The sequence below is a fragment of the Kluyvera sichuanensis genome (assembly GCF_040930405.1).
GTDB classification, from domain to species: Bacteria; Pseudomonadota; Gammaproteobacteria; order Enterobacterales; family Enterobacteriaceae; genus Kluyvera; species Kluyvera sichuanensis.
Window position 1 is genome coordinate 4,428,781 of the sequence record NZ_CP162271.1, and the last position, 19,622, is coordinate 4,448,402.

The following is a 19,622-nucleotide window of genomic DNA, read 5'->3' on the forward strand; positions in this document are numbered from 1 at the left end:
CGTTATTGTTATGCAATTTTGTACGAAGTTTTCACTAAGTGTGATGAAAGTCGAAGTGTGAACGCGGGGCAGTGTTACAATAGTCACAGACCCGCAAGGTAACGATTTACACGGCAGTATGCCGTCGGAGAGAAAAATGACTGATTTAAAGGCAAGCAGCCTGCGTGCGCTGCAGTTGATGGATTTAACTACCCTGAACGAAGACGACACCGACGCGAAAGTGATCGCGCTGTGTCATCAGGCGAAAACGCCGGTGGGCAACACCGCCGCTGTCTGCATCTATCCGCGTTTCATTCCGATTGCGCGTAAAACGCTGAAAGAGCAGGGAACCCCGGACATCCGCATCGCCACCGTCACCAACTTCCCGCACGGTAACGACGACATCGATATTGCGCTGGCAGAAACCCGCGCAGCTATCGCTTACGGTGCTGACGAAGTTGACGTGGTCTTCCCATACCGCGCACTGATTGCGGGTAACGAGCAGGTTGGTTTCGACCTGGTGAAAGCCTGTAAAGATGCCTGTGCGGCGGCAAACGTGCTGCTGAAAGTGATCATCGAAACCGGCGAGCTGAAAGAAGAGCGGCTTATTCGTAAAGCGTCTGAAATCGCCATCAAAGCCGGCGCTGATTTCATCAAAACTTCTACTGGTAAAGTGCCGGTGAATGCGACGCCAGAAAGCGCGCGCATCATGATGGAAGTGATCCGCGATATGGGCGTACAGAAAAGCGTGGGCTTCAAGCCAGCGGGCGGCGTTCGCACTGCAGAAGACGCACAGCTGTTCCTGTCTATCGCTGACGAACTGTTCGGTGCGGACTGGGCTGACTCCCGTCACTACCGCTTCGGTGCTTCCTCTCTGCTGGCTAGCCTGCTGAAGGCGCTGGGCCACGGCGACGGTAAAAGCGCTAGCAGCTATTAATGCATTATCGTAGCCCGGACGAGGCGCATGCGCGCCGACTCCGGGATCTCCCCGGCGGCGCTACGCTTGGCCGGGCTACAGGAACGTAGCGCGGGCGCGAGCCCGCTGCATTTAACCTGATTAATCAGGAGGGTACCTTGTTTCTCGCTCAAGAAATTATTCGCAAAAAACGTGATGGCCACGCGCTGAGTGATGAAGAAATTCGTTTCTTTATCAACGGGATTCGTGACAACACCATCTCTGAAGGGCAGATTGCCGCGCTGGCGATGACCATTTTCTTCCATGATATGAGCATGCCGGAGCGTGTCTCGCTGACCATGGCGATGCGAGATTCAGGCACCGTCCTGGACTGGAAGAGCCTCAACCTCAACGGCCCGATTGTCGACAAGCACTCTACCGGCGGCGTGGGTGACGTGACCTCGCTGATGCTTGGCCCAATGGTGGCAGCCTGCGGCGGCTATATTCCGATGATTTCCGGTCGCGGCCTCGGTCATACCGGCGGTACGCTCGACAAACTGGAAGCCATTCCGGGCTTCGACATCTTCCCGGACGACAACCGTTTTCGTGAAATTATTAAAGACGTGGGTGTGGCGATTATTGGGCAGACCAGCTCGCTCGCACCGGCGGACAAACGTTTTTATGCCACCCGCGACATTACCGCGACGGTGGACTCCATTCCGCTGATCACTGCGTCCATTCTCGCCAAAAAGCTGGCGGAAGGTCTTGATGCGCTGGTGATGGACGTGAAAGTAGGCAGCGGCGCGTTTATGCCGACCTACGAACTTTCTGCGGCACTGGCGGAAGCCATTGTGGGCGTTTCTAACGGCGCAGGCGTGAAAACCACGGCCCTGCTGACTGACATGAACCAGGTGCTGGCTTCCAGCGCCGGTAACGCCGTGGAAGTGCGCGAAGCGGTGCAGTTCCTGACCGGTGAATACCGCAACCCGCGTCTGTTCGATGTCACCATGGCGCTGTGCGTTGAGATGCTTATCTCCGGCAAGCTGGCCAAAGACGACGCCGAAGCGCGCGCCAAACTGCAGGCCGTGCTCGACAACGGCAAAGCGGCGGAGATCTTTGGTCGCATGGTGGCGGCACAGAAAGGCCCAACCGATTTCGTTGAAAACTACGCGAAATATCTGCCGACGGCGATGCTGAGCAAAGCCGTCTATGCTGATACCGAAGGTTTTGTCAGCGCGATGGACACCCGCGCGCTGGGCATGGCGGTGGTTTCTATGGGCGGTGGCCGTCGCCAGGCTTCTGACACCATCGATTACAGCGTTGGCTTCACCGATATGGCCCGCTTGGGCGACAGCGTTGACGGACAGCGTCCGCTGGCGGTGATCCACGCGAAAGATGAAGCAAGCTGGCAGGACGCGGCGAAGGCCGTGAAAGCGGCAATTAAACTGGACGATAAAGCGCCTGAAATTACGCCAACCGTCTATCGTCGCATCACCGAATAGTTATATACTGATCTGATCGCTTTTTTGCAGCGCAAGATGTATGGAGAACAAGATGAAACGTGCATTTATTATGGTGCTGGACTCCTTTGGGATTGGTGCAACGGAAGACGCGGACCGCTTTGGCGATGTCGGCGCAGATACGATGGGCCACATTGCAGAAGCCTGCGCCAAAGGCGAGGCTGACAATGGCCGTAAGGGCCCGCTGAATTTGCCTAACCTGACTCGTCTGGGTCTGGTGAAAGCACATGAAGGTTCAACCGGTAAAATTGCTGCCGGCATGGACGGCAACGCGGAAGTGGTGGGCGCATACGCCTGGGCGCATGAGCTCTCTTCTGGTAAAGATACGCCGTCTGGTCACTGGGAAATCGCCGGCGTGCCGGTTCTGTTCGACTGGGGCTACTTCAGTGACCACGAAAACAGCTTCCCGCAGGAACTGCTGGATAAACTGGTTAAGCGTGCCAACCTGCCGGGCTACCTCGGCAACTGCCACTCTTCCGGTACCGTGATCCTCGACCAACTGGGCGAAGAGCATATGAAAACCGGCAAGCCGATTTTCTATACCTCTGCTGACTCGGTGTTCCAGATCGCCTGTCACGAAGAGACCTTTGGCCTGGATAAACTTTACGAGCTGTGTGAAATCGCCCGTGAAGAGCTGACCGAAGGCGGCTACAACATTGGCCGCGTTATCGCGCGTCCATTTGTGGGCGATAAAGCGGGTAACTTCCAGCGTACCGGTAACCGTCACGACCTGGCCGTTGAGCCACCGGCGGCGACCGTTCTGCAGAAACTGGTTGATGAAAAGCACGGTCACGTGGTTTCCGTCGGTAAGATTGCAGACATCTATGCCAACTGCGGTATCACTAAAAAAGTGAAAGCTACCGGCCTGGACGCGCTGTTCGACGCCACCATCAAAGAGATGAAGGAAGCGGGTGATGAGACTATCGTCTTCACCAACTTCGTTGACTTCGACTCTTCCTGGGGCCACCGTCGCGATATCGCAGGCTACGCTGCGGGTCTGGAGCTGTTCGACCGTCGTCTGCCGGAGCTGATGGAGCTGGTGGGTGAAGATGACATTCTGATCCTCACCGCTGACCATGGCTGCGACCCAAGCTGGACCGGTACTGACCACACTCGTGAGCACATTCCGGTGCTGATCTATGGCCCGAAAGTTAAACCAGGTTCGCTGGGTCACCGTGAAACCTTCGCGGATATCGGCCAGACGCTGGCGACCTACTTCGGTACGTCTCCAATGGCGTACGGTAAAAACATGCTGTGATTCTTTGGGCGGGAGGATTCCCGCCCTTCGTCTATTTGAAAAATAAAGGAAATTACGATGGCTACCCCACATATTAACGCTGAAATGGGCGATTTCGCTGATGTTGTGCTGATGCCGGGCGACCCGCTGCGTGCAAAGCACATTGCTGAGACTTTCCTCGAAGATGTGCGCGAAGTGAACAACGTTCGCGGCATGTTAGGTTTCACCGGGACTTACAAAGGCCGTAAGATCTCTGTCATGGGCCACGGTATGGGCATCCCATCCTGCTCCATCTACACTAAAGAGCTGATCACCGACTTCGGCGTGAAGAAAATCATTCGCGTGGGTTCCTGCGGCGCGGTACGTGCTGATGTGAAACTGCGTGACGTGGTTATCGGCATGGGCGCATGCACCGACTCCAAAGTGAACCGTCTGCGCTTCAAAGATCATGACTTCGCGGCGATCGCCGACTTCGGCATGGTGCGTGACGCGGTTGACGCGGCTAAAGCGCTGGGCGTTGATGCTCGCGTAGGTAACATCTTCTCCGCTGACCTGTTCTACACCCCAGATCCAACCATGTTCGACGTGATGGAAAAATACGGCATCCTGGGCGTGGAAATGGAAGCGGCGGGTATCTACGGTGTGGCTGCAGAATTCGGTGCGAAAGCGCTGACCATCTGCACCGTATCCGACCATATCCGTACCCACGAGCAGACCACTGCCGCTGAACGTCAGACGACCTTCAACGACATGATCAAAATCGCGCTGGAATCTGTTCTGCTGGGCGATAAAGCGTAAGCCGATTTCCGGCGTAGCGTTCGTTATACCGTAGCCCGGACGAGGTGCGTCAGCGCCGACTCCGGGGCCGCGCAGCGCTGAATCCCAGCGCTGCGTTGTTCGACTGGGATACCTTCGTAATACTGATAATCTATTCACACCTCCATTCTTCAATTCCATTTTATGTGTACAATTCAAGCAAGTATGCTATTAAATGTATTCATATATCTATTCATAAATCTATTCACTCATGAGCGCATTAACCGATTTGCTTCTGCAAGGGCCGCGTTCCGCCCCTGAACTGAGACAGGTACTGGCGATAAGCCAGGCGACCTTCTCGCGACTTGTGTCAGCCCATGATGAGGTGCTGCAGTTTGGTAAGGCGCGCGCCACTCGCTATGCCCTCATTAAACCGATTCGCGGTAGATCAACGTTTCCGCTTTGGCAGGTGGATGAGCAGGGGAGCGCTCGCCAATTTGGCGTGTTGTATCCATGCTGGCCGCAGGGCAGTTATCTGGTTGCATTGTCGTCAGGGGAATGGCAGTGGTTTGATGGCCTTCCGTGGTATTTGACCGACCTTCGGCCTCAGGGATTTTTAGGGCGAGCCTGGGGGAGGGCGGTTGCTACTCAGACTCATTTGCCAGACGATATCCGCTTATGGCAGGAAGATGAAGTGCTATACGGACTGCGTGTGTATGCGGGTGAAAATGCAGGTGGATGGCTTATTGGTGAAGAGAACTATCAACGATGGCTTATCGCGCCAGAGCGAGTTGCCGTCGCACAATGTGATAAAACCAGCGACTACGCCAGGCTCGCAGAAGAAGCCATCGCGGGCGATATTGTTGGGTCCTCTGCAGGAGGGGAGCAGCCTAAATTTGGCTGTTATGTGCAAACAGCACAAGGCAATCAAAACGTATTGGTCAAATTTAGTGCCCGAGAACAGAATACGGTTTCCGAGCGCTGGGGTGACCTGCTGATTGCTGAGTCTATTGCGTTATCGGTATTGTCCGCTACGGACATTGATGCGAGCCATGCCACGGCGATCTGCTGCAGTGATAGGGGGCAGGTGTTTCTCGAAAGTCTCCGTTTTGATTGTGTGGGCGTTCACGGCAGACGGCAAATCGTCTCTCTGGAAGCCCTACAAAGTGAATTCGTTTCCTCTCCGGGGGCCTGGCCTACCGTAACAAGCCAACTTTCCGCAAAGGGCATTATTGCTGAATATTCCCATCAGCAAACCGCGAAAATCTGGGCATTTGGGCGCTTAATTGCCAACAGTGATATGCACGCAGGTAATCTCTCGTTCTATTTATCTGCCACGCCAATGGTTATTGCCCCGGTGTATGACATGCTGCCAATGTCGTTTGCCCCGTCTAGTTCTGGCGCGATGCGGAGTGAGGCTGTCGATATTAAAGTGGATCCTACCGTCAGCAAAGCTGCATGGGAGTTTGCTTTACCGCTTGCGGAACAGTTCTGGCAGCGGGTTCAGGACGACCCGCGCATTAGCGCGGGTTTCCATGATATTGCTCGTGCTATGCTGGAAAAATTAACGTCAGCCGCCGTGATTATCGGGCGACTCGCCTGGCGGTGTTAGCGCACCGCTCCCGCCAGCCAGCCCGATAGCTCTCGCAGTTCATTACGCTGCTCCGGGAACGCTTCTCTCAGCCCTTCGCAGGCTTGCTGCAGCACGTCAGCACGATACTGACAGCCCTGTAAGCGCGCGGCCAGCGCCTCCAGCGGCGCGGGGTTCAGGCTGTCGGTAAACACCTGCGCGCGGGTGATAACGCCTTTCTCCACGTCGAAGTGCAGCTCTACGCCGCCCCAGGTGAAACGCTCGTCCAGCAGATGGCTGAACGCTGGGGCCTGGCCGAAATTCCACTCCCAGCTGCTTTGACGGGCAAACGTCTCGGCAAAATTTGGCAGATCCGGTGCTTTATCCGGGGAGATTATTTCGGCTTCGACTCGCTCGCCATAGTGGCGGAAAAACGCCTCAGTGACGGCTTCGCAGATTTGTTCATGGGTGATATCGGGCAGCAGCTCAACCAAATTCGCCACGCGCCCGCGCACCGAAGTAATCCCTTTAGCCTGAAGCTTTTTCTTATCAGGGTTCAGGTAGTTGGCCAAGCGGCTAAGGTCGGCATTGAGCAGCAGCGTGCCGTGGTGGAAGCCACGGTCGATGGTCTCCCGGTAGGCGGAGCCGGAGACTTTACGGTCGCCTTCTTCGGTTTTCACAATCAGATCGTTACGCCCGGAGGCTTCCGCCGTAATGCCCAGCGAATTTAGCGCCTCGAGCACGATGGCCGTAGAGATGGTTTTATCGTACTCCGGCTTGCCAGCCATAAAGGTAAAGCAGGTGTTGCCGAGGTCGTGGAACACCGCGCCGCCGCCGCTGCTGCGGCGAGCCAGACGGACGTTGTCCTCTTCCATACGCCGGGTGTTGCACTCTTTCCACGGATTCTGCGCACGGCCAATGACGACCGTATCGGCGTTACGCCACAGGAACAGAACCCTCTGCGTGGCGGGCATCTGGCGAAAAATACACTCCTCCACAGCGAGGTTAAACCACGGGTCGTGGGAGTCTGAAAGCAGCAGGCGCAGCGTTGACATAGCGATTTCCTTTTCTGATTAATCTTTATCTTCGTCCTGCACCGGCTTGTTGGCGGTGAGCAGGAACGGCGACTGCTGCCAGCGGGTGCGTTTGCCGCGCAGCAGCGTGCGGGCGAGCACGACGCCGATAGCCAGCGACAGCAGTAGCATCAGGCGAAGAATGTTGGTGGTGTTATCCACCTGACGGGATTCAGTGGCGATGGTGTGGGTATCCAGCGTCAGGCGCAGATAGCCCAGGGGGCCGTTTTTCCCCTGAATAGGCTCAACGATTTGCTGATTGAAGTAGCTGCCCGCTTTTTTGCCATCCAGCGCCAGGCGGTCGCGGAGATCGACCTGTTCCCCGGCACGGGCGATCAGGTCACCCTGCTCATCATAGACCCCAGCGTCCAGAATACGGCTTTTGTCGGTGAGCTGTTTCAACAACTGACCGATCTTTTTCTCGTCCGGCGTTTCGCTTTTCATCAGCGGCGCGAGGTTCAGCGAGACCTGAAATGCCAGGGTTCTGGCCAGTTCTTCCAGCTGCGGATTTCGTTGTTTCTGGCTTTGTTGACTGAACCAGGAAGCGCCCTGCATCAATGCCACCAACAGAGCGAGACAGATCAGGACAATCGCGGTGCGATGCAGTCGAAATTTCAGTTTTGCGCGAACCATATTCCACCTTTGAAAATTTACAGCTTAATGTTGCCAGAAGCGCTGGTTACAAGGTAGCCTCATGCGTTATTTTCCTGGGCTTAATATAGTGAAGATTGGAGCTGTAATGCCAAACAGTTTGACCTGGTGCGATCTGTCAGAAGATGTCTCCCTGTGGCCTGGATTGCCGCTTTCCCTGAGCGGTGATGAGGTTATGCCGCTGGATTATCACGCCGGCCGCAGCGGTTGGCTGCTGTACGGCCGCGGGTTGAATAAAGCGAGCCTCACCACCTATCAGCGTAAGCTGGGGGCGGCGATGGTGATTGTCGCGGCCTGGTGCGTGGAAGACTATCAGGTTATTCGCCTGGCGGGGTCATTAACGCCACGCGCTACGCGCCTGGCGCACGATGCGGGTCTGGACGTTGCCCCGCTGGGTAAAATCCCGCATTTGCGCACACCGGGTCTGCTGGTGATGGATATGGATTCCACGGCGATCCAGATTGAGTGCATCGACGAAATCGCCAAACTGGCCGGTACCGGTGAACTGGTGTCGGAAGTGACCGAACGTGCGATGCGCGGTGAGCTCGATTTCAGCGCCAGCCTGCGTCAGCGTGTTGCTACGCTGAAAGATGCCGATGCCGATATTCTGCGTCAGGTACGCGAAACGCTGCCGCTGATGCCGGGGCTGACCCAGCTAGTGCTCAAGCTTGAAACGCTGGGCTGGAAGGTGGCGATTGCCTCCGGCGGCTTCACCTTCTTCGCCGATCACCTGCGCGATAAGCTGCGCTTAACCGCAGCGGTCGCTAATGAACTGGGTATTCGCGATGGCAAGCTGACAGGTGAAGTGGTTGGTGACATCGTCGATGCGCAGTATAAAGCGAAAACCCTGCTGCAACTGGCTGAGAAACATGAAATCCCGCACGCCCAGACGGTGGCGATTGGCGACGGTGCTAACGACCTGCCGATGATCAAAAAAGCCGGGCTGGGGATTGCGTATCATGCCAAACCAAAAGTGAACGAACAGACGGAAGTCACTATCCGTCATGCCGATTTGATGGGGGTGTTCTGCATTCTCTCCGGCAGCATGAATCAGAAATAAAGAGGTTAACGTGGCGAAAGCTCCTAAACGCGCATTTGTGTGTAATGAGTGCGGTGCGGATTACCCGCGCTGGCAGGGGCAATGTAGCGCCTGCCATGCCTGGAATACCATCACCGAAGTGCGCGTTGCGGCTTCCCCTACGGTCGCACGTAACGAGCGCCTGAGCGGCTATGCGGGCAATGCCGGCGTCGCGAAGGTGCAAAAACTGTCGGATATCAGCCTGGAAGAGTTGCCGCGCTTTTCCACCGGCTTTAAAGAGTTTGACCGCGTGCTGGGCGGCGGCGTCGTGCCCGGTAGCGCCATTCTGATTGGCGGTAACCCAGGAGCCGGGAAATCAACCCTGCTGCTGCAAACGCTGTGCAGGCTGGCCGAGCAGATGAAAACCTTGTACGTCACCGGTGAAGAGTCGTTACAGCAGGTTGCCATGCGCGCGCATCGTCTCGGCTTGCCAACCGCCAACCTGATTATGCTCTCCGAAACCAGCATCGAGCAGATTTGCCAGATTGCGGAAGAAGAGCAGCCGAAGCTGATGGTTATCGACTCCATCCAGGTGATGCACATGGCGGATATTCAGTCCTCACCAGGCAGCGTGGCGCAGGTGCGTGAAACCGCGGCCTACCTCACGCGCTTTGCGAAAACGCGCGGCGTGGCGATTGTGATGGTCGGCCACGTGACCAAAGACGGTTCTCTGGCGGGGCCAAAGGTTCTTGAGCACTGTATCGACTGCTCGGTACTGCTCGACGGCGATGCCGACTCGCGCTTCCGTACGCTGCGCAGCCATAAGAACCGTTTCGGTGCGGTGAATGAACTAGGTGTATTCGCGATGACCGAACAGGGGCTGCGTGAAGTAAGCAACCCTTCCGCCATCTTCCTGAGCCGCGGTGATGAAGTCACCTCCGGCAGTTCGGTGATGGTGGTATGGGAAGGCACGCGTCCGCTGCTGGTAGAGATTCAGGCGCTGGTGGATCATTCTATGATGGGCAACCCACGCCGCGTAGCCGTTGGCCTTGAGCAGAACCGCTTAGCTATTCTGCTGGCGGTGCTGCACCGTCACGGCGGCCTGCAGATGGCGGACCAGGATGTGTTTGTAAACGTCGTGGGTGGCGTGAAGGTTACCGAAACCAGCGCTGATTTAGCCCTGCTGATGGCGATGGTTTCTAGCCTGCGCGACAGACCATTGCCGCAAGATCTGGTGGTCTTTGGTGAAGTGGGGCTGGCCGGGGAAATTCGTCCTGTACCTAGCGGACAGGAGCGTATTTCAGAAGCCGCTAAGCATGGTTTCCGCCGCGCTATCGTGCCGGCGGCAAACGTGCCAAAGAAAATTCCGGAAGGCATGAAGGTCTTTGGCGTGAAGAAGCTCGCCGACGCGCTGGACGTCTTTGACGAACTATAATGTTCAATCCTGGCGGCATATTGCGTCGCCGGTCTCTTTCCCCGGATAGTACCGTGAGTACATCCGGGTTTTTTGTATAATGGGTAGATGGTTTACCCCAATTCAGCAGGAGGCTCTTGTGTCGTCGTTCGACTATCTCAAAACCGCAATTCGTCAGAAAGGCTGTACGTTGCAGCAGGTCGCAGACGCCAGCGGCATGACCAAGGGCTATTTAAGCCAGCTTCTCAATGCCAAAATTAAGAGCCCCAGCGCGCAAAAGCTTGAGGCGTTGCACCGTTTTCTCGGGCTGGAGTTTCCGCGTCAGCAGAAAAATATCGGCGTGGTGTTCGGTAAGTTTTACCCGCTGCATACCGGCCATATTTATTTGATCCAGCGCGCCTGTAGCCAGGTCGACGAGTTGCATATCATCATGGGCTATGACGACACGCGTGACCGCGCGCTGTTTGAAGATAGCGCCATGTCGCAGCAGCCCACCGTTCCAGACCGCCTGCGCTGGCTACTGCAAACCTTTAAATACCAGAAGAACATCCGCATTCACGCCTTTAATGAAGAGGGCATGGAGCCGTACCCGCACGGTTGGGATGTATGGAGTGCAGGCATAAAGACCTTTATGGAAGAGAAGGGCATCGAACCCAACTGGATTTACTCCTCTGAAGAGGCCGATGCGCCGCAGTACCTCGAACATCTTGGTATTGAAACGGTGTTGATTGACCCGAAACGGACTTTCATGAGCATCAGCGGAGCGCAGATTCGTGAGAACCCATTCCGCTACTGGGATTACATCCCCACCGAAGTGAAGCCGTTCTTCGTACGTACGGTGGCTATTCTCGGCGGTGAGTCCAGCGGAAAGTCGACGCTGGTGAACAAGCTGGCGAACATCTTCAACACCACCAGCGCCTGGGAATATGGGCGAGACTACGTCTTCTCGCATCTGGGCGGCGACGAGATGGCGCTACAGTATTCCGACTACGACAAAATCGCCCTGGGGCACGCTCAGTACATCGACTTTGCGGTGAAGTACGCCAACAAGGTCGCGTTTATCGACACCGATTTTGTCAGCACCCAGGCATTCTGTAAGAAGTATGAAGGCCGTGAACATCCGTTCGTGCAGGCGCTGATCGATGAGTATCGCTTCGACCTGGTTATCCTGCTGGAAAACAACACGCCGTGGGTTGCCGATGGTTTGCGCAGCCTTGGCAGTTCGGTTGACCGCAAAGAATTCCAGACCTTGCTGGTCTCGATGCTCGAAAAGAACAACATCGAATTTGTGCATGTAGAAGAGTCGGACTATGACTCTCGGTTCCTGCGCTGTGTGGAACTGGTGAAAGGATTGATGGGCGATTAACCTTTCGGCACGGTGTCATCGTGGTACCGTGCCGATTTTCATATTCACTGTTAATATTTTATCGTGGATATTATTAAGCTAGAAATATAATAAGTGGCTTTATTTTTATTTTAGCGTTGTTATTATTGAATAATGACTTTATAAATTCGTATTTCCCATCACGATCTATTTCTTAATAACCCCTTGATTTATAGATAAAATATTTTATTTAATGTGAGCTTAATGATAATTTAAGTTTAATTAAATAAGATACTACTGGTCATGATGACAATTAAAAGATAAATTCCACTCTCCAATTTATTTCATTGGGATACATCAAGGGAATGATGTAGTTGTATTTATTTATGGTTTTTATAATTCACTTTAATTAGTGTTTCACTCTCTATTATTCACTCCCTGAAGATGTTCATCCCCTGTGATTTTTTGCATATCGCTATGGTCGCATAAGGCCAGGGCGGTAGCATGCCTGAATGGAAGCAACATCTTATGGCCAGAAGCGGTATCGATGTCCAGCGTGCAGCGGTTTGCGCGCTATTTCTACGTGAGATCAAAACGCGTTTCGGCAAGTACCGGCTAGGCTACTGCTGGGCCATTCTTGAGCCTGCCGCGCATATGCTGGTTATGCTTGCGGTGTTTGGTTTTGTTATGCACCGCACGATGCCAGATATTTCATTTCCCGTTTTTTTGATAAACGGCATCATCCCCTATTTCCTTTTTAGCCATATCGCCACCCGCTCTATCAGCGCAATCGATGCGAACCAGGGGCTATTTAATTATCGGCCGGTAAAACCGATCGACACGATCCTGGCAAGGGCGCTGCTCGAAAGCCTTATCTACAGCTGCGTCTATATTGTCCTGATGTGCGTGGTCGGAATTGCCGGTGAGGTGTTTAGCATCACGCAACTCATTACCTTAGCGGTGACGTGGTTGCTATTGATTCTCTTTTCCTGTGGGCTAGGAATGGTGTTTATGGTGGTAGGGAAGACGTTTCCTGAAATGGAGAAGTTTCTGCCCATCCTCATAAAACCGCTCTATTTCGTATCCTGCATCATGTTCCCGCTGCACGCCGTACCGCGTGACTATTGGCCCTATCTCCTCTGGAACCCTATTGTGCATATCGTTGAACTGAGCCGCGAATGCGTGGTGGCGGGCTATGAAAGCCAGGGGGTGAGTCTGCCTTATCTGGCCTTTTGTACCCTACTCATGCTGTTTGTCGGGCTTGCGCTGTATCGCCTGCGCGAAGAGGCAATGTTAACATCATGATCCGCATCGAGAATCTCACCAAATCCTATCGTACGCCCCAGGGGCGGCACTATGTCTTTAAAAATCTCAATATTGAACTGCCGAGTGGAAAAAGCGTGGCGCTTATTGGCCGCAATGGCGCTGGGAAATCGACGTTACTGCGTATGATTGGCGGTATAGACCGACCCGATAGCGGCAGGATCGTCACCAACAGTACCATCTCGTGGCCCGTGGGCCTTTCCGGCGGCTTCCAGGGAAGCCTGACTGGACGTGAAAACGTGAAGTTTGTCGCCCGACTGTATGCACAAAAAGGTGAACTGAAAGAGAAGGTCGCATTTGTCGAAGCGTTTGCCGAACTGGGGAAATACTTCGATATGCCGATTAGAACCTACTCGTCAGGGATGCGCTCGCGATTGGGTTTTGGTTTAAGTATGGCGTTTAAGTTTGATTATTATTTGGTTGATGAGGTTACCGCAGTGGGTGATGCCAGATTTAAGCAGAAGTGCGCGGATATGTTCAATGCGCGGCATAAAGAGTCGAGTTTTTTAATGGTATCGCATAGTTTGAATAGTTTGAAAGAGTATTGTGATGCGGCAATTTTTGTTGGTCGTGATAATGAGATTGAATATTGCAATAGCATCGATGATGTTATTAACCGATATAGAGATGACGAGGGTTTATCAGCATAGCAGAAAATATTCAGATAGTTAAAAGGATTAAAGAATGAGGAAGCAATCATCATTAATAAAAAGAATGACAAAGCTCATTCATTCTCCAGGCATATTTTTTCGGGATTATTTTAACAAGAAATACCCAGTGATTCGTAATGAAATATTATGTCCGGAAGTTGAAGAGTCAATTTTAATCAGGCACGATCTTCAATTGGAAAATATCCTGCATGCTGATTTTCCTATTGATGTTGTGTTTACATGGGTTAATGACAAAGACCCTAAATGGCAAGAGAAATATAAACGCTTCAAAATGGTTAATATTGATTCTCATGGTCAATATGCGACAGATACAGCTCGTTTTAGCAATCACAATGAACTCTATTTCTCTGTAAAAAGTGTGCTGACTTATCTCCCCTGGATTAATAATATTTATATCGTCACCGATGAGCAATATCCTGAATGGGTTGATAAATATGAGAATGTTATCGTTGTCGATCATAAAGATATTATACCAGAAAAATATCTGCCGACGTTTAATTCTCATGTTATTGAAGCGCATCTTCATAAAATAAAAGAACTTTCAGAGCATTTCATCTATTTTAATGATGACGTTTTTGTTGCCCGTGAATTGCCACAAGGCCATTTTTTTAAAAGTAACGGTATAGCTTCTATTTTCTTATCGCGGAAAAATCTTGTAGAGATGAAAAATAGAGGAGTGACTACCCCAACGTTAAGTGCATCTATACATGCCAGTGAGTTATTAAAAGGTGCCTTTGGTTATGAAGTGTTGACGCCATTGGTCCATACTTATGTGCCACTAAAGAAAAGTATGTTCGAAGAAGTCTGGGGTAAATATTATAATGAAATTGATATTTTTTTATGTAATAGATTCAGATCAGATTTTGACCTAAATTTAGCAACATTTTTAGTGCCGTGGTTTTCGTATTTTAAACAGCAGTCAATTCCTGCCAGGGATATCTGCTATTACTTTAATATTCGCTCACCTGTTGCCAGGGGGTGCTATTTGGCGTTGCTTAAATACAAAATATTAAGCGCTCCTCATTCTTTTTGCGCTAATGATTTCACATCAACGAGAAAAAATGTAGAAAATTATCAAGGTTCACTAATGAATATGTTAATAAGGTATTTTAGAAAGGGTAATATGGATGTTAAATAAAAAGTTAAAAAAATTAATGCGAAATCCAGGTTTGTTTTTTAGCGATATGCTCGCAAAAAAGAGAAAAAAGGTAAGTGGCCTCTATTCTAAGAAGGTAGATGGTAACTATGAGTATACGGTTGTCTCTGCCGTTTATAATGTCGGGAGATATCTTGATGATTACTTTAAAAGTCTTGTTAATCAGAAACTGAACTTCAAGAAAAATATCTATTTAATTATGGTTGATGACGGCTCTGTCGATGATTCAGCGGCAATTATTAAAAAATGGCAGAGCAAATACCCTGACAACATACTCTATCTCCGAAAGGAGAATGGCGGGCAAGCTTCGGCGCGAAATCTGGGCCTTGAGCATGTAAAAACAGAGTGGGTGACGTTTATCGATCCTGATGATTTTGTTGATGTTAATTATTTCTATGAGGTTGACTCTTTTGTCAGTGCAGGAAATGATCAATACTGCATGGTTTCATGTAATATTATATTTTATTATGAGAATAATAAGTCATTTAAGGATTCACATCCTCTAAGATTTAAATATGCTAAAGGAAATATAGCTTTAAGTATAAGTAAGCTAAACAAACATATTCAACTTTCCAGCAGTACGGCTTTCTTTTGTACTAGAATTATCTCTAATTTCAACCTTCAGTTTAACTCTCAAATAAAGCCAAATTTTGAAGACGGAAAATTTATTGCTGATTATTTGATGTGCAACATTCATACTGAACAAGTAGCATTTCTTAGGGATGCTAAATATTTGTATAGAAAAAGAGATGATGGTTCATCTACGTTAGACACTGCATGGGGAAAAGTCGAAAGATATACTAAAGTAACAAGATATGGTTACTTATCAATGTTGCATGATTACGCTGTGAAATATGGGGTTATTCCTCGTTTTGTTCAGAATACTGTATTGTATGAGGTTGTCTGGCAACTAAAACAGATTGTGAACCACTCTGAAAGAATTTCATTTTTGTCTGATGAGGAGAGGAAGGAGTATACTCAATTATTAATTGATGTGTTCAAATATATCGATTCTGATGTTATCAATGATTTTGATCTGGCCGGTTGTTGGTTTTATCATAAACTTGGCATGATATCTTGTTTTAAAGGAGAAAGTCCAAAATTACAGATTGCTTATGTTGAACGTTATGATAAATATAAAAATCAGGTTCTTTTAAGATACTTCACCTATAATGATAAGTTTGAAAATATAATTGTTGATGGCGTTAGCGTTATTCCAGCTTATGTAAAAAAAACACGACATGATTTTCTTGATTTAGATTTTATTTATGAACGAAGGATATGGGTTGATGTCGGAAATGCACGGGAAATAGACTTGCAGATATCCAATTTACCTACAAAGATTCATTTTTCTGGAAAGCAATATTTATCATCTATTAATGTAAGAGATGTTATTGATTATTTTTTATCAAATAATCAGTTTTATGATAAGAAAAGTTGCTATATAAATTCTTGGGTATTTATGGATCGAGATACTCAGGCTGATGATAACGCAGAGCATTTATATCGTTATGTTATGAATGAGCATCCTGAACGAGCAATATTCTTTATCCTAAGTTCTGACTCTCATGATTGGAATAGGTTGAGAGAAGAAGGTTTTAATCTTATTTCTTATGGTTCAGAAGAACATACAGCGATATTAAAGTCTTGTAGTAAAGTGATTAGTTCTCATGTCGACCATTATGTTGTTAACTATTTAGGTGATAATATGCTGAAAGGAAGGCATTTTATCTTTCTGCAGCATGGAGTAACCAAAGATGACCTTTCAACGTGGTTAAATCACAAGGATAACATTGATTGTTTTGTTACTGCCTCTCCTTATGAGTATAACTCTATCGTTAGGTATGAATCAAAGTATATTTATAGTAATAAAGAAGTCGTTCTGACTGGTTTCCCTCGGCATGATCTTCTAATTAATTCTGGCCGTGGTGAACGAATAATTCTTGTTATGCCAACCTGGCGAAAAGATATTGTTGGTAATACCATCGCTATGGGTAATAATAGAGCGAAAAACCCTAGTTTTATGCAATCTGAATTTGCTATGCGATGGCACAGTTTTATTCACTCTAATAAATTAAAAGAGTTATCCCACAGATATAATTACCAGATTGTATTTTTCCCTCATGCCAACATTCAACCATACATTAAAGAGTTTGCGGTCCCGGAATACATTGAAATAATTACACACCAGGATGGTAGTATCCAGAACCTGTTTGGTAAAGCGGCAATGATGATAACCGACTATTCATCGGTCGCATTCGAAATGGCGGTTATCAACAAACCTACATTGTACTACCAATTTGATGAAGTTGATTTCTTCTCTGGTGGTCATGCCTACACGAAAGGGTATTTTGATTATCGGGAGCACGGCTTTGGTGATGTCGCCACCACTGAAGAGGCTTTGTTATCAAGCCTTGAGGTGCTGTTAAAGAATGATGCGAAACCCGATGCGATTATCCAGTCACGTATCGACGCTACGTTCCCCTATCGTGACGGACACTGCTGCCAGAGAGTTTATGACGAAATTATCAAACTTGATGCGCCTATGCCCGATGATTATGTTGATGATAATATTTTGCGAGACTATGCCATTCAGTCATTAAATGCGCATCAGATCACTCTGTCTGAGCGTTGGTGGGAACAGTATATTTCTCGAAATACGAATGTTTCCTTAAGCGATAACCTTTTATATGTAACGGTGTTGCGGGAGTCTGGTAAGTTAAATGCGGCAGCTAAATATCTCGAAATGTTATTTTCCTCTTGTGGCGATAATGTTGATTCTTCATTGTACTTATCAAGAGCGTTGCTGATGTTGGCAATGCAGGAATGGAGTTCCGCAATTAATTTCTTTAGAATTTCTGGCGTTAAATCTGTCTCGGATAATTACTACCATTATCTCTTCTGTTTTTTACACTCCAGTGAGTATAAAGCGTTGCCGACTGAATCAATGCTGACGCCTGGTAATGGTCTTTTATTGAGCGTATTTTCACTTTTATCACATTGCCAATATAGGGAAGCTATTGAATTACTTAACTCGGTACCGGTTGATGAGAGCGATGAATATTATCGGTTATTGGTTTTATCCGATGCTTATGCAGGGCTGAAAAATTACCAAGAGGCCATGGGCTGTATTAATAAAGCTGAGTGTCTGCGTGGTGTTGATATTTTTGTTATCTATAAGAAAATAGGCTTGCTCTATGAGCTACAAGAGTGGGAAACAGTGTGCGAGCAATTCTCGACTATTGCTCATGATATAGCATCCCTACCCATTGTTTACGTGTTCTATTATGTGGCGGCACTCTGTCAGCTTGACCAAAAGGATGTGGCTCGAGAACAGTTCGAACGATTGAAACCTGATCATTATGATGAGAGTAATGAATACTTTTATTCAAAAATATGTATGCTGCTGGATAAATGGGATTTAGCGGTGAGTTATCTGTCGAAAAACAACTTGGCTAACTCGCAAGCCGTCGAGGATCTGTCAAATGCATTAAGATTCAGCGGGCAGTTGATGCCAGCATTGTTGAATTTAAAAACACAAGAAGAGACTCTGGAGCCTTCAGGTTGGGCCTTAAGGGCTGAGCTTGCACAGCTGAATGATGACTGGGAGGATGCTTATCAAAGCTGGCGTCGTTATTTATCATTAGCCCCGTTACAGGTGACAACTGAGGCTATGACAAAACTTCAGGATTTGAAAAAGTTAAGTGAGTTGGTAAACGTTAATCGGTACTAATGTTACCTTCTTCAGGCTAGCTTTGTTTAGTGATGTTCCTATGTGTGGAGACAGCCTTATCAGCGATAAAGGCATGAGCATTTACCCGATTAGGTTGCTCCACACTGGCATTATGTTTTCCGTAAAATACTTCATTTATCTGTGTCGTTTCCAACAAATATCCTCGAAACTTGCCCAACAACTTCATATCCGGGCGAAAGCCCGTCGTCCAGAACTGGTGCAGATGCCCCTGATACGTCAACCCTTTCATGTCGTACAGGGCATCACCCATCACCTTCAGCGATTTATTGTGTATCAGCGCAGACAGCCCCGCCGTACTGTTAATCGTCACCACCGCTTTTGCGTGCTTCAGCATTTCCGGCATCGGTAGGTCGTGCACATAGAGCACGCGATTCCGGACCCCATATTTTTTACTGAGGCGCTTAATCAAGGGAGCATACAAACGGTGGCCGCGATCCATTGGATGGTGTTTAAACACGAGAAACTTTGTCGCTGGGGCTTTGGTCGCGAAAGAGTAAATCACATCATTAATATACTCGCGAACGTCGTTATATGGGCTGTGCTGCCGAATCTGGCTGTCGTTGTAGACCTGTAAAATGGCCAGGTAAAAACGATTATCCAGCTGGTTTTGCAAGCGCGGGAGCACATGCCGTTCGCTGAAGGCATACCAGTGTTTACGCCTCCACGCTCGGATCCAGCATCGCATCTCATACCATGGAGAGAACGACTTGTGGTGCCGATAGTGCGGGTACTGCTTTTGGTGAAACCAGCCAATCAGATAATACCAGGTTGCATGCCAATAGCGCAGGCGAGTGGAGGGTTTCAGCGATTGAATAACGCGCGGCGGCATCTCCGGCAACTGGCGATAAAAGTCGGGTTCCTGAGGGAGGGAAGAATAGGCGTTAACGCCTCCCACCTCGAGCGTAATGAAGTGAGGACGCAAGTAGCCTTCTTCGAACGCCAGAAAGCGCAGTCCCTTTGCGTTAGCCCACTGGCGCGCCGCCTGGTGCAAAGGCCGGCAATCACCAAAACAGACCAGCGTGTCAAAGGGATAGGTTTGCCAGACTTCTTTAAGCCAGCGGGCAAACTGCGCGGGGGTTTGGGTGTAGTGCAGCACGGAGCGCTGGCGGCAATAAAAATGGTCACCACCGTTAAACACAACGTTGACGGCCTCGCGCCCTTTACTCTCCAGCCAACCGGCCAAATCAGAAAAGAAGGGGCCCATTGGGCCTTGTAAAAGCAAATAGCGCTTACCTGCCAGCAGGTTGTTCATTGCGGTGCTTTCCATGCACCCTCCTGATT

The 19,622-nt window shown here is 49.5% G+C and carries 15 protein-coding genes; 12 read left to right on the plus strand and 3 right to left on the minus strand.

Going from position 1 to position 19,622, the window contains the following annotated elements:
• Positions 1–136: 136 nt before the first annotated feature.
• The 5 genes from deoC to yjjJ all read left to right on the plus strand — a co-directional run bounded on the left by deoC (position 137) and on the right by yjjJ (position 5,999).
• Entirely contained in the window at positions 137–916 is a 780-nt protein-coding gene (gene deoC, locus AB2B48_RS21175; protein ID WP_368300132.1) for a deoxyribose-phosphate aldolase, read from the plus strand.
• Positions 917–1,053: 137 nt separating this feature from the next.
• Positions 1,054–2,376 (plus strand): thymidine phosphorylase, encoded by a 1,323-nt coding sequence (gene deoA, locus AB2B48_RS21180; protein WP_333011457.1) that lies wholly within the window; start codon positions 1,054–1,056, stop codon positions 2,374–2,376.
• Positions 2,377–2,428: 52 nt separating this feature from the next.
• On the plus strand, positions 2,429–3,652 hold the full coding sequence (deoB, locus tag AB2B48_RS21185) for a phosphopentomutase (RefSeq protein WP_333496065.1): 1,224 nt from the start codon (positions 2,429–2,431) through the stop codon (positions 3,650–3,652).
• 57 nt (positions 3,653–3,709) lie between these two features.
• Entirely contained in the window at positions 3,710–4,429 is a 720-nt protein-coding gene (deoD, locus tag AB2B48_RS21190) for a purine-nucleoside phosphorylase (RefSeq protein WP_035894565.1), read from the plus strand.
• Positions 4,430–4,658: 229 nt separating this feature from the next.
• On the plus strand, positions 4,659–5,999 hold the full coding sequence (yjjJ, locus tag AB2B48_RS21195; protein ID WP_368300134.1) for a type II toxin-antitoxin system HipA family toxin YjjJ: 1,341 nt from the start codon (positions 4,659–4,661) through the stop codon (positions 5,997–5,999).
• Here yjjJ and lplA read toward each other — a convergent pair.
• Positions 5,996–7,012: a lipoate--protein ligase LplA gene (gene lplA / locus AB2B48_RS21200; protein ID WP_185668257.1), complete on the minus strand. Its 1,017-nt coding sequence runs from the start codon at positions 7,010–7,012 to the stop codon at positions 5,996–5,998. The two genes, yjjJ and lplA, sit on opposite strands and share 4 nt — an antisense overlap.
• An 18-nt stretch (positions 7,013–7,030) precedes the next feature.
• On the minus strand, positions 7,031–7,663 hold the full coding sequence (locus tag AB2B48_RS21205; protein ID WP_185668258.1) for a YtjB family periplasmic protein: 633 nt from the start codon (positions 7,661–7,663) through the stop codon (positions 7,031–7,033).
• A 106-nt stretch (positions 7,664–7,769) separates the two neighbouring features.
• Between AB2B48_RS21205 and serB the strand changes: the two genes are divergently transcribed.
• From serB to AB2B48_RS21240, 7 genes are all read left to right on the plus strand, one after another.
• Positions 7,770–8,741, plus strand: a complete 972-nt coding sequence (gene serB / locus AB2B48_RS21210) for a phosphoserine phosphatase (RefSeq protein ID WP_185668259.1) — start codon at positions 7,770–7,772, stop codon at positions 8,739–8,741.
• A gap of 10 nt (positions 8,742–8,751) precedes the next feature.
• Positions 8,752–10,134: a DNA repair protein RadA gene (radA, locus tag AB2B48_RS21215; RefSeq protein ID WP_368300137.1), complete on the plus strand. Its 1,383-nt coding sequence runs from the start codon at positions 8,752–8,754 to the stop codon at positions 10,132–10,134.
• A gap of 118 nt (positions 10,135–10,252) precedes the next feature.
• Positions 10,253–11,479 carry a multifunctional transcriptional regulator/nicotinamide-nucleotide adenylyltransferase/ribosylnicotinamide kinase NadR gene (gene nadR / locus AB2B48_RS21220; RefSeq protein WP_185668260.1) on the plus strand — a complete coding sequence of 409 codons (1,227 nt, stop codon included), beginning with the start codon at positions 10,253–10,255 and terminating at the stop codon, positions 11,477–11,479.
• 486 nt (positions 11,480–11,965) lie between these two features.
• The gene (locus AB2B48_RS21225; RefSeq protein ID WP_368301991.1) at positions 11,966–12,742 is read left to right on the plus strand and encodes an ABC transporter permease; all 777 of its coding nucleotides are present in this window, start codon (positions 11,966–11,968) and stop codon (positions 12,740–12,742) included.
• Positions 12,739–13,410 (plus strand): ABC transporter ATP-binding protein, encoded by a 672-nt coding sequence (locus AB2B48_RS21230; protein WP_185668261.1) that lies wholly within the window; start codon positions 12,739–12,741, stop codon positions 13,408–13,410. Before AB2B48_RS21225 ends, AB2B48_RS21230 begins: the two co-directional genes overlap by 4 nt.
• Before the next feature lie 34 nt (positions 13,411–13,444).
• Positions 13,445–14,569, plus strand: a complete 1,125-nt coding sequence (locus AB2B48_RS21235; protein WP_368300138.1) for a stealth family protein — start codon at positions 13,445–13,447, stop codon at positions 14,567–14,569.
• Complete coding sequence (locus tag AB2B48_RS21240) at positions 14,559–18,320, plus strand: CDP-glycerol glycerophosphotransferase family protein (protein ID WP_368300140.1); 3,762 nt, start codon at positions 14,559–14,561, stop codon at positions 18,318–18,320. Before AB2B48_RS21235 ends, AB2B48_RS21240 begins: the two co-directional genes overlap by 11 nt.
• 16 nt (positions 18,321–18,336) lie before the next feature.
• Here the strand turns inward: AB2B48_RS21240 and AB2B48_RS21245 are convergent, their stop codons facing one another.
• Positions 18,337–19,608 carry a capsule biosynthesis protein gene (locus AB2B48_RS21245; RefSeq protein WP_368300141.1) on the minus strand — a complete coding sequence of 424 codons (1,272 nt, stop codon included), beginning with the start codon at positions 19,606–19,608 and terminating at the stop codon, positions 18,337–18,339.
• Positions 19,609–19,622 lie beyond the last annotated feature (14 nt).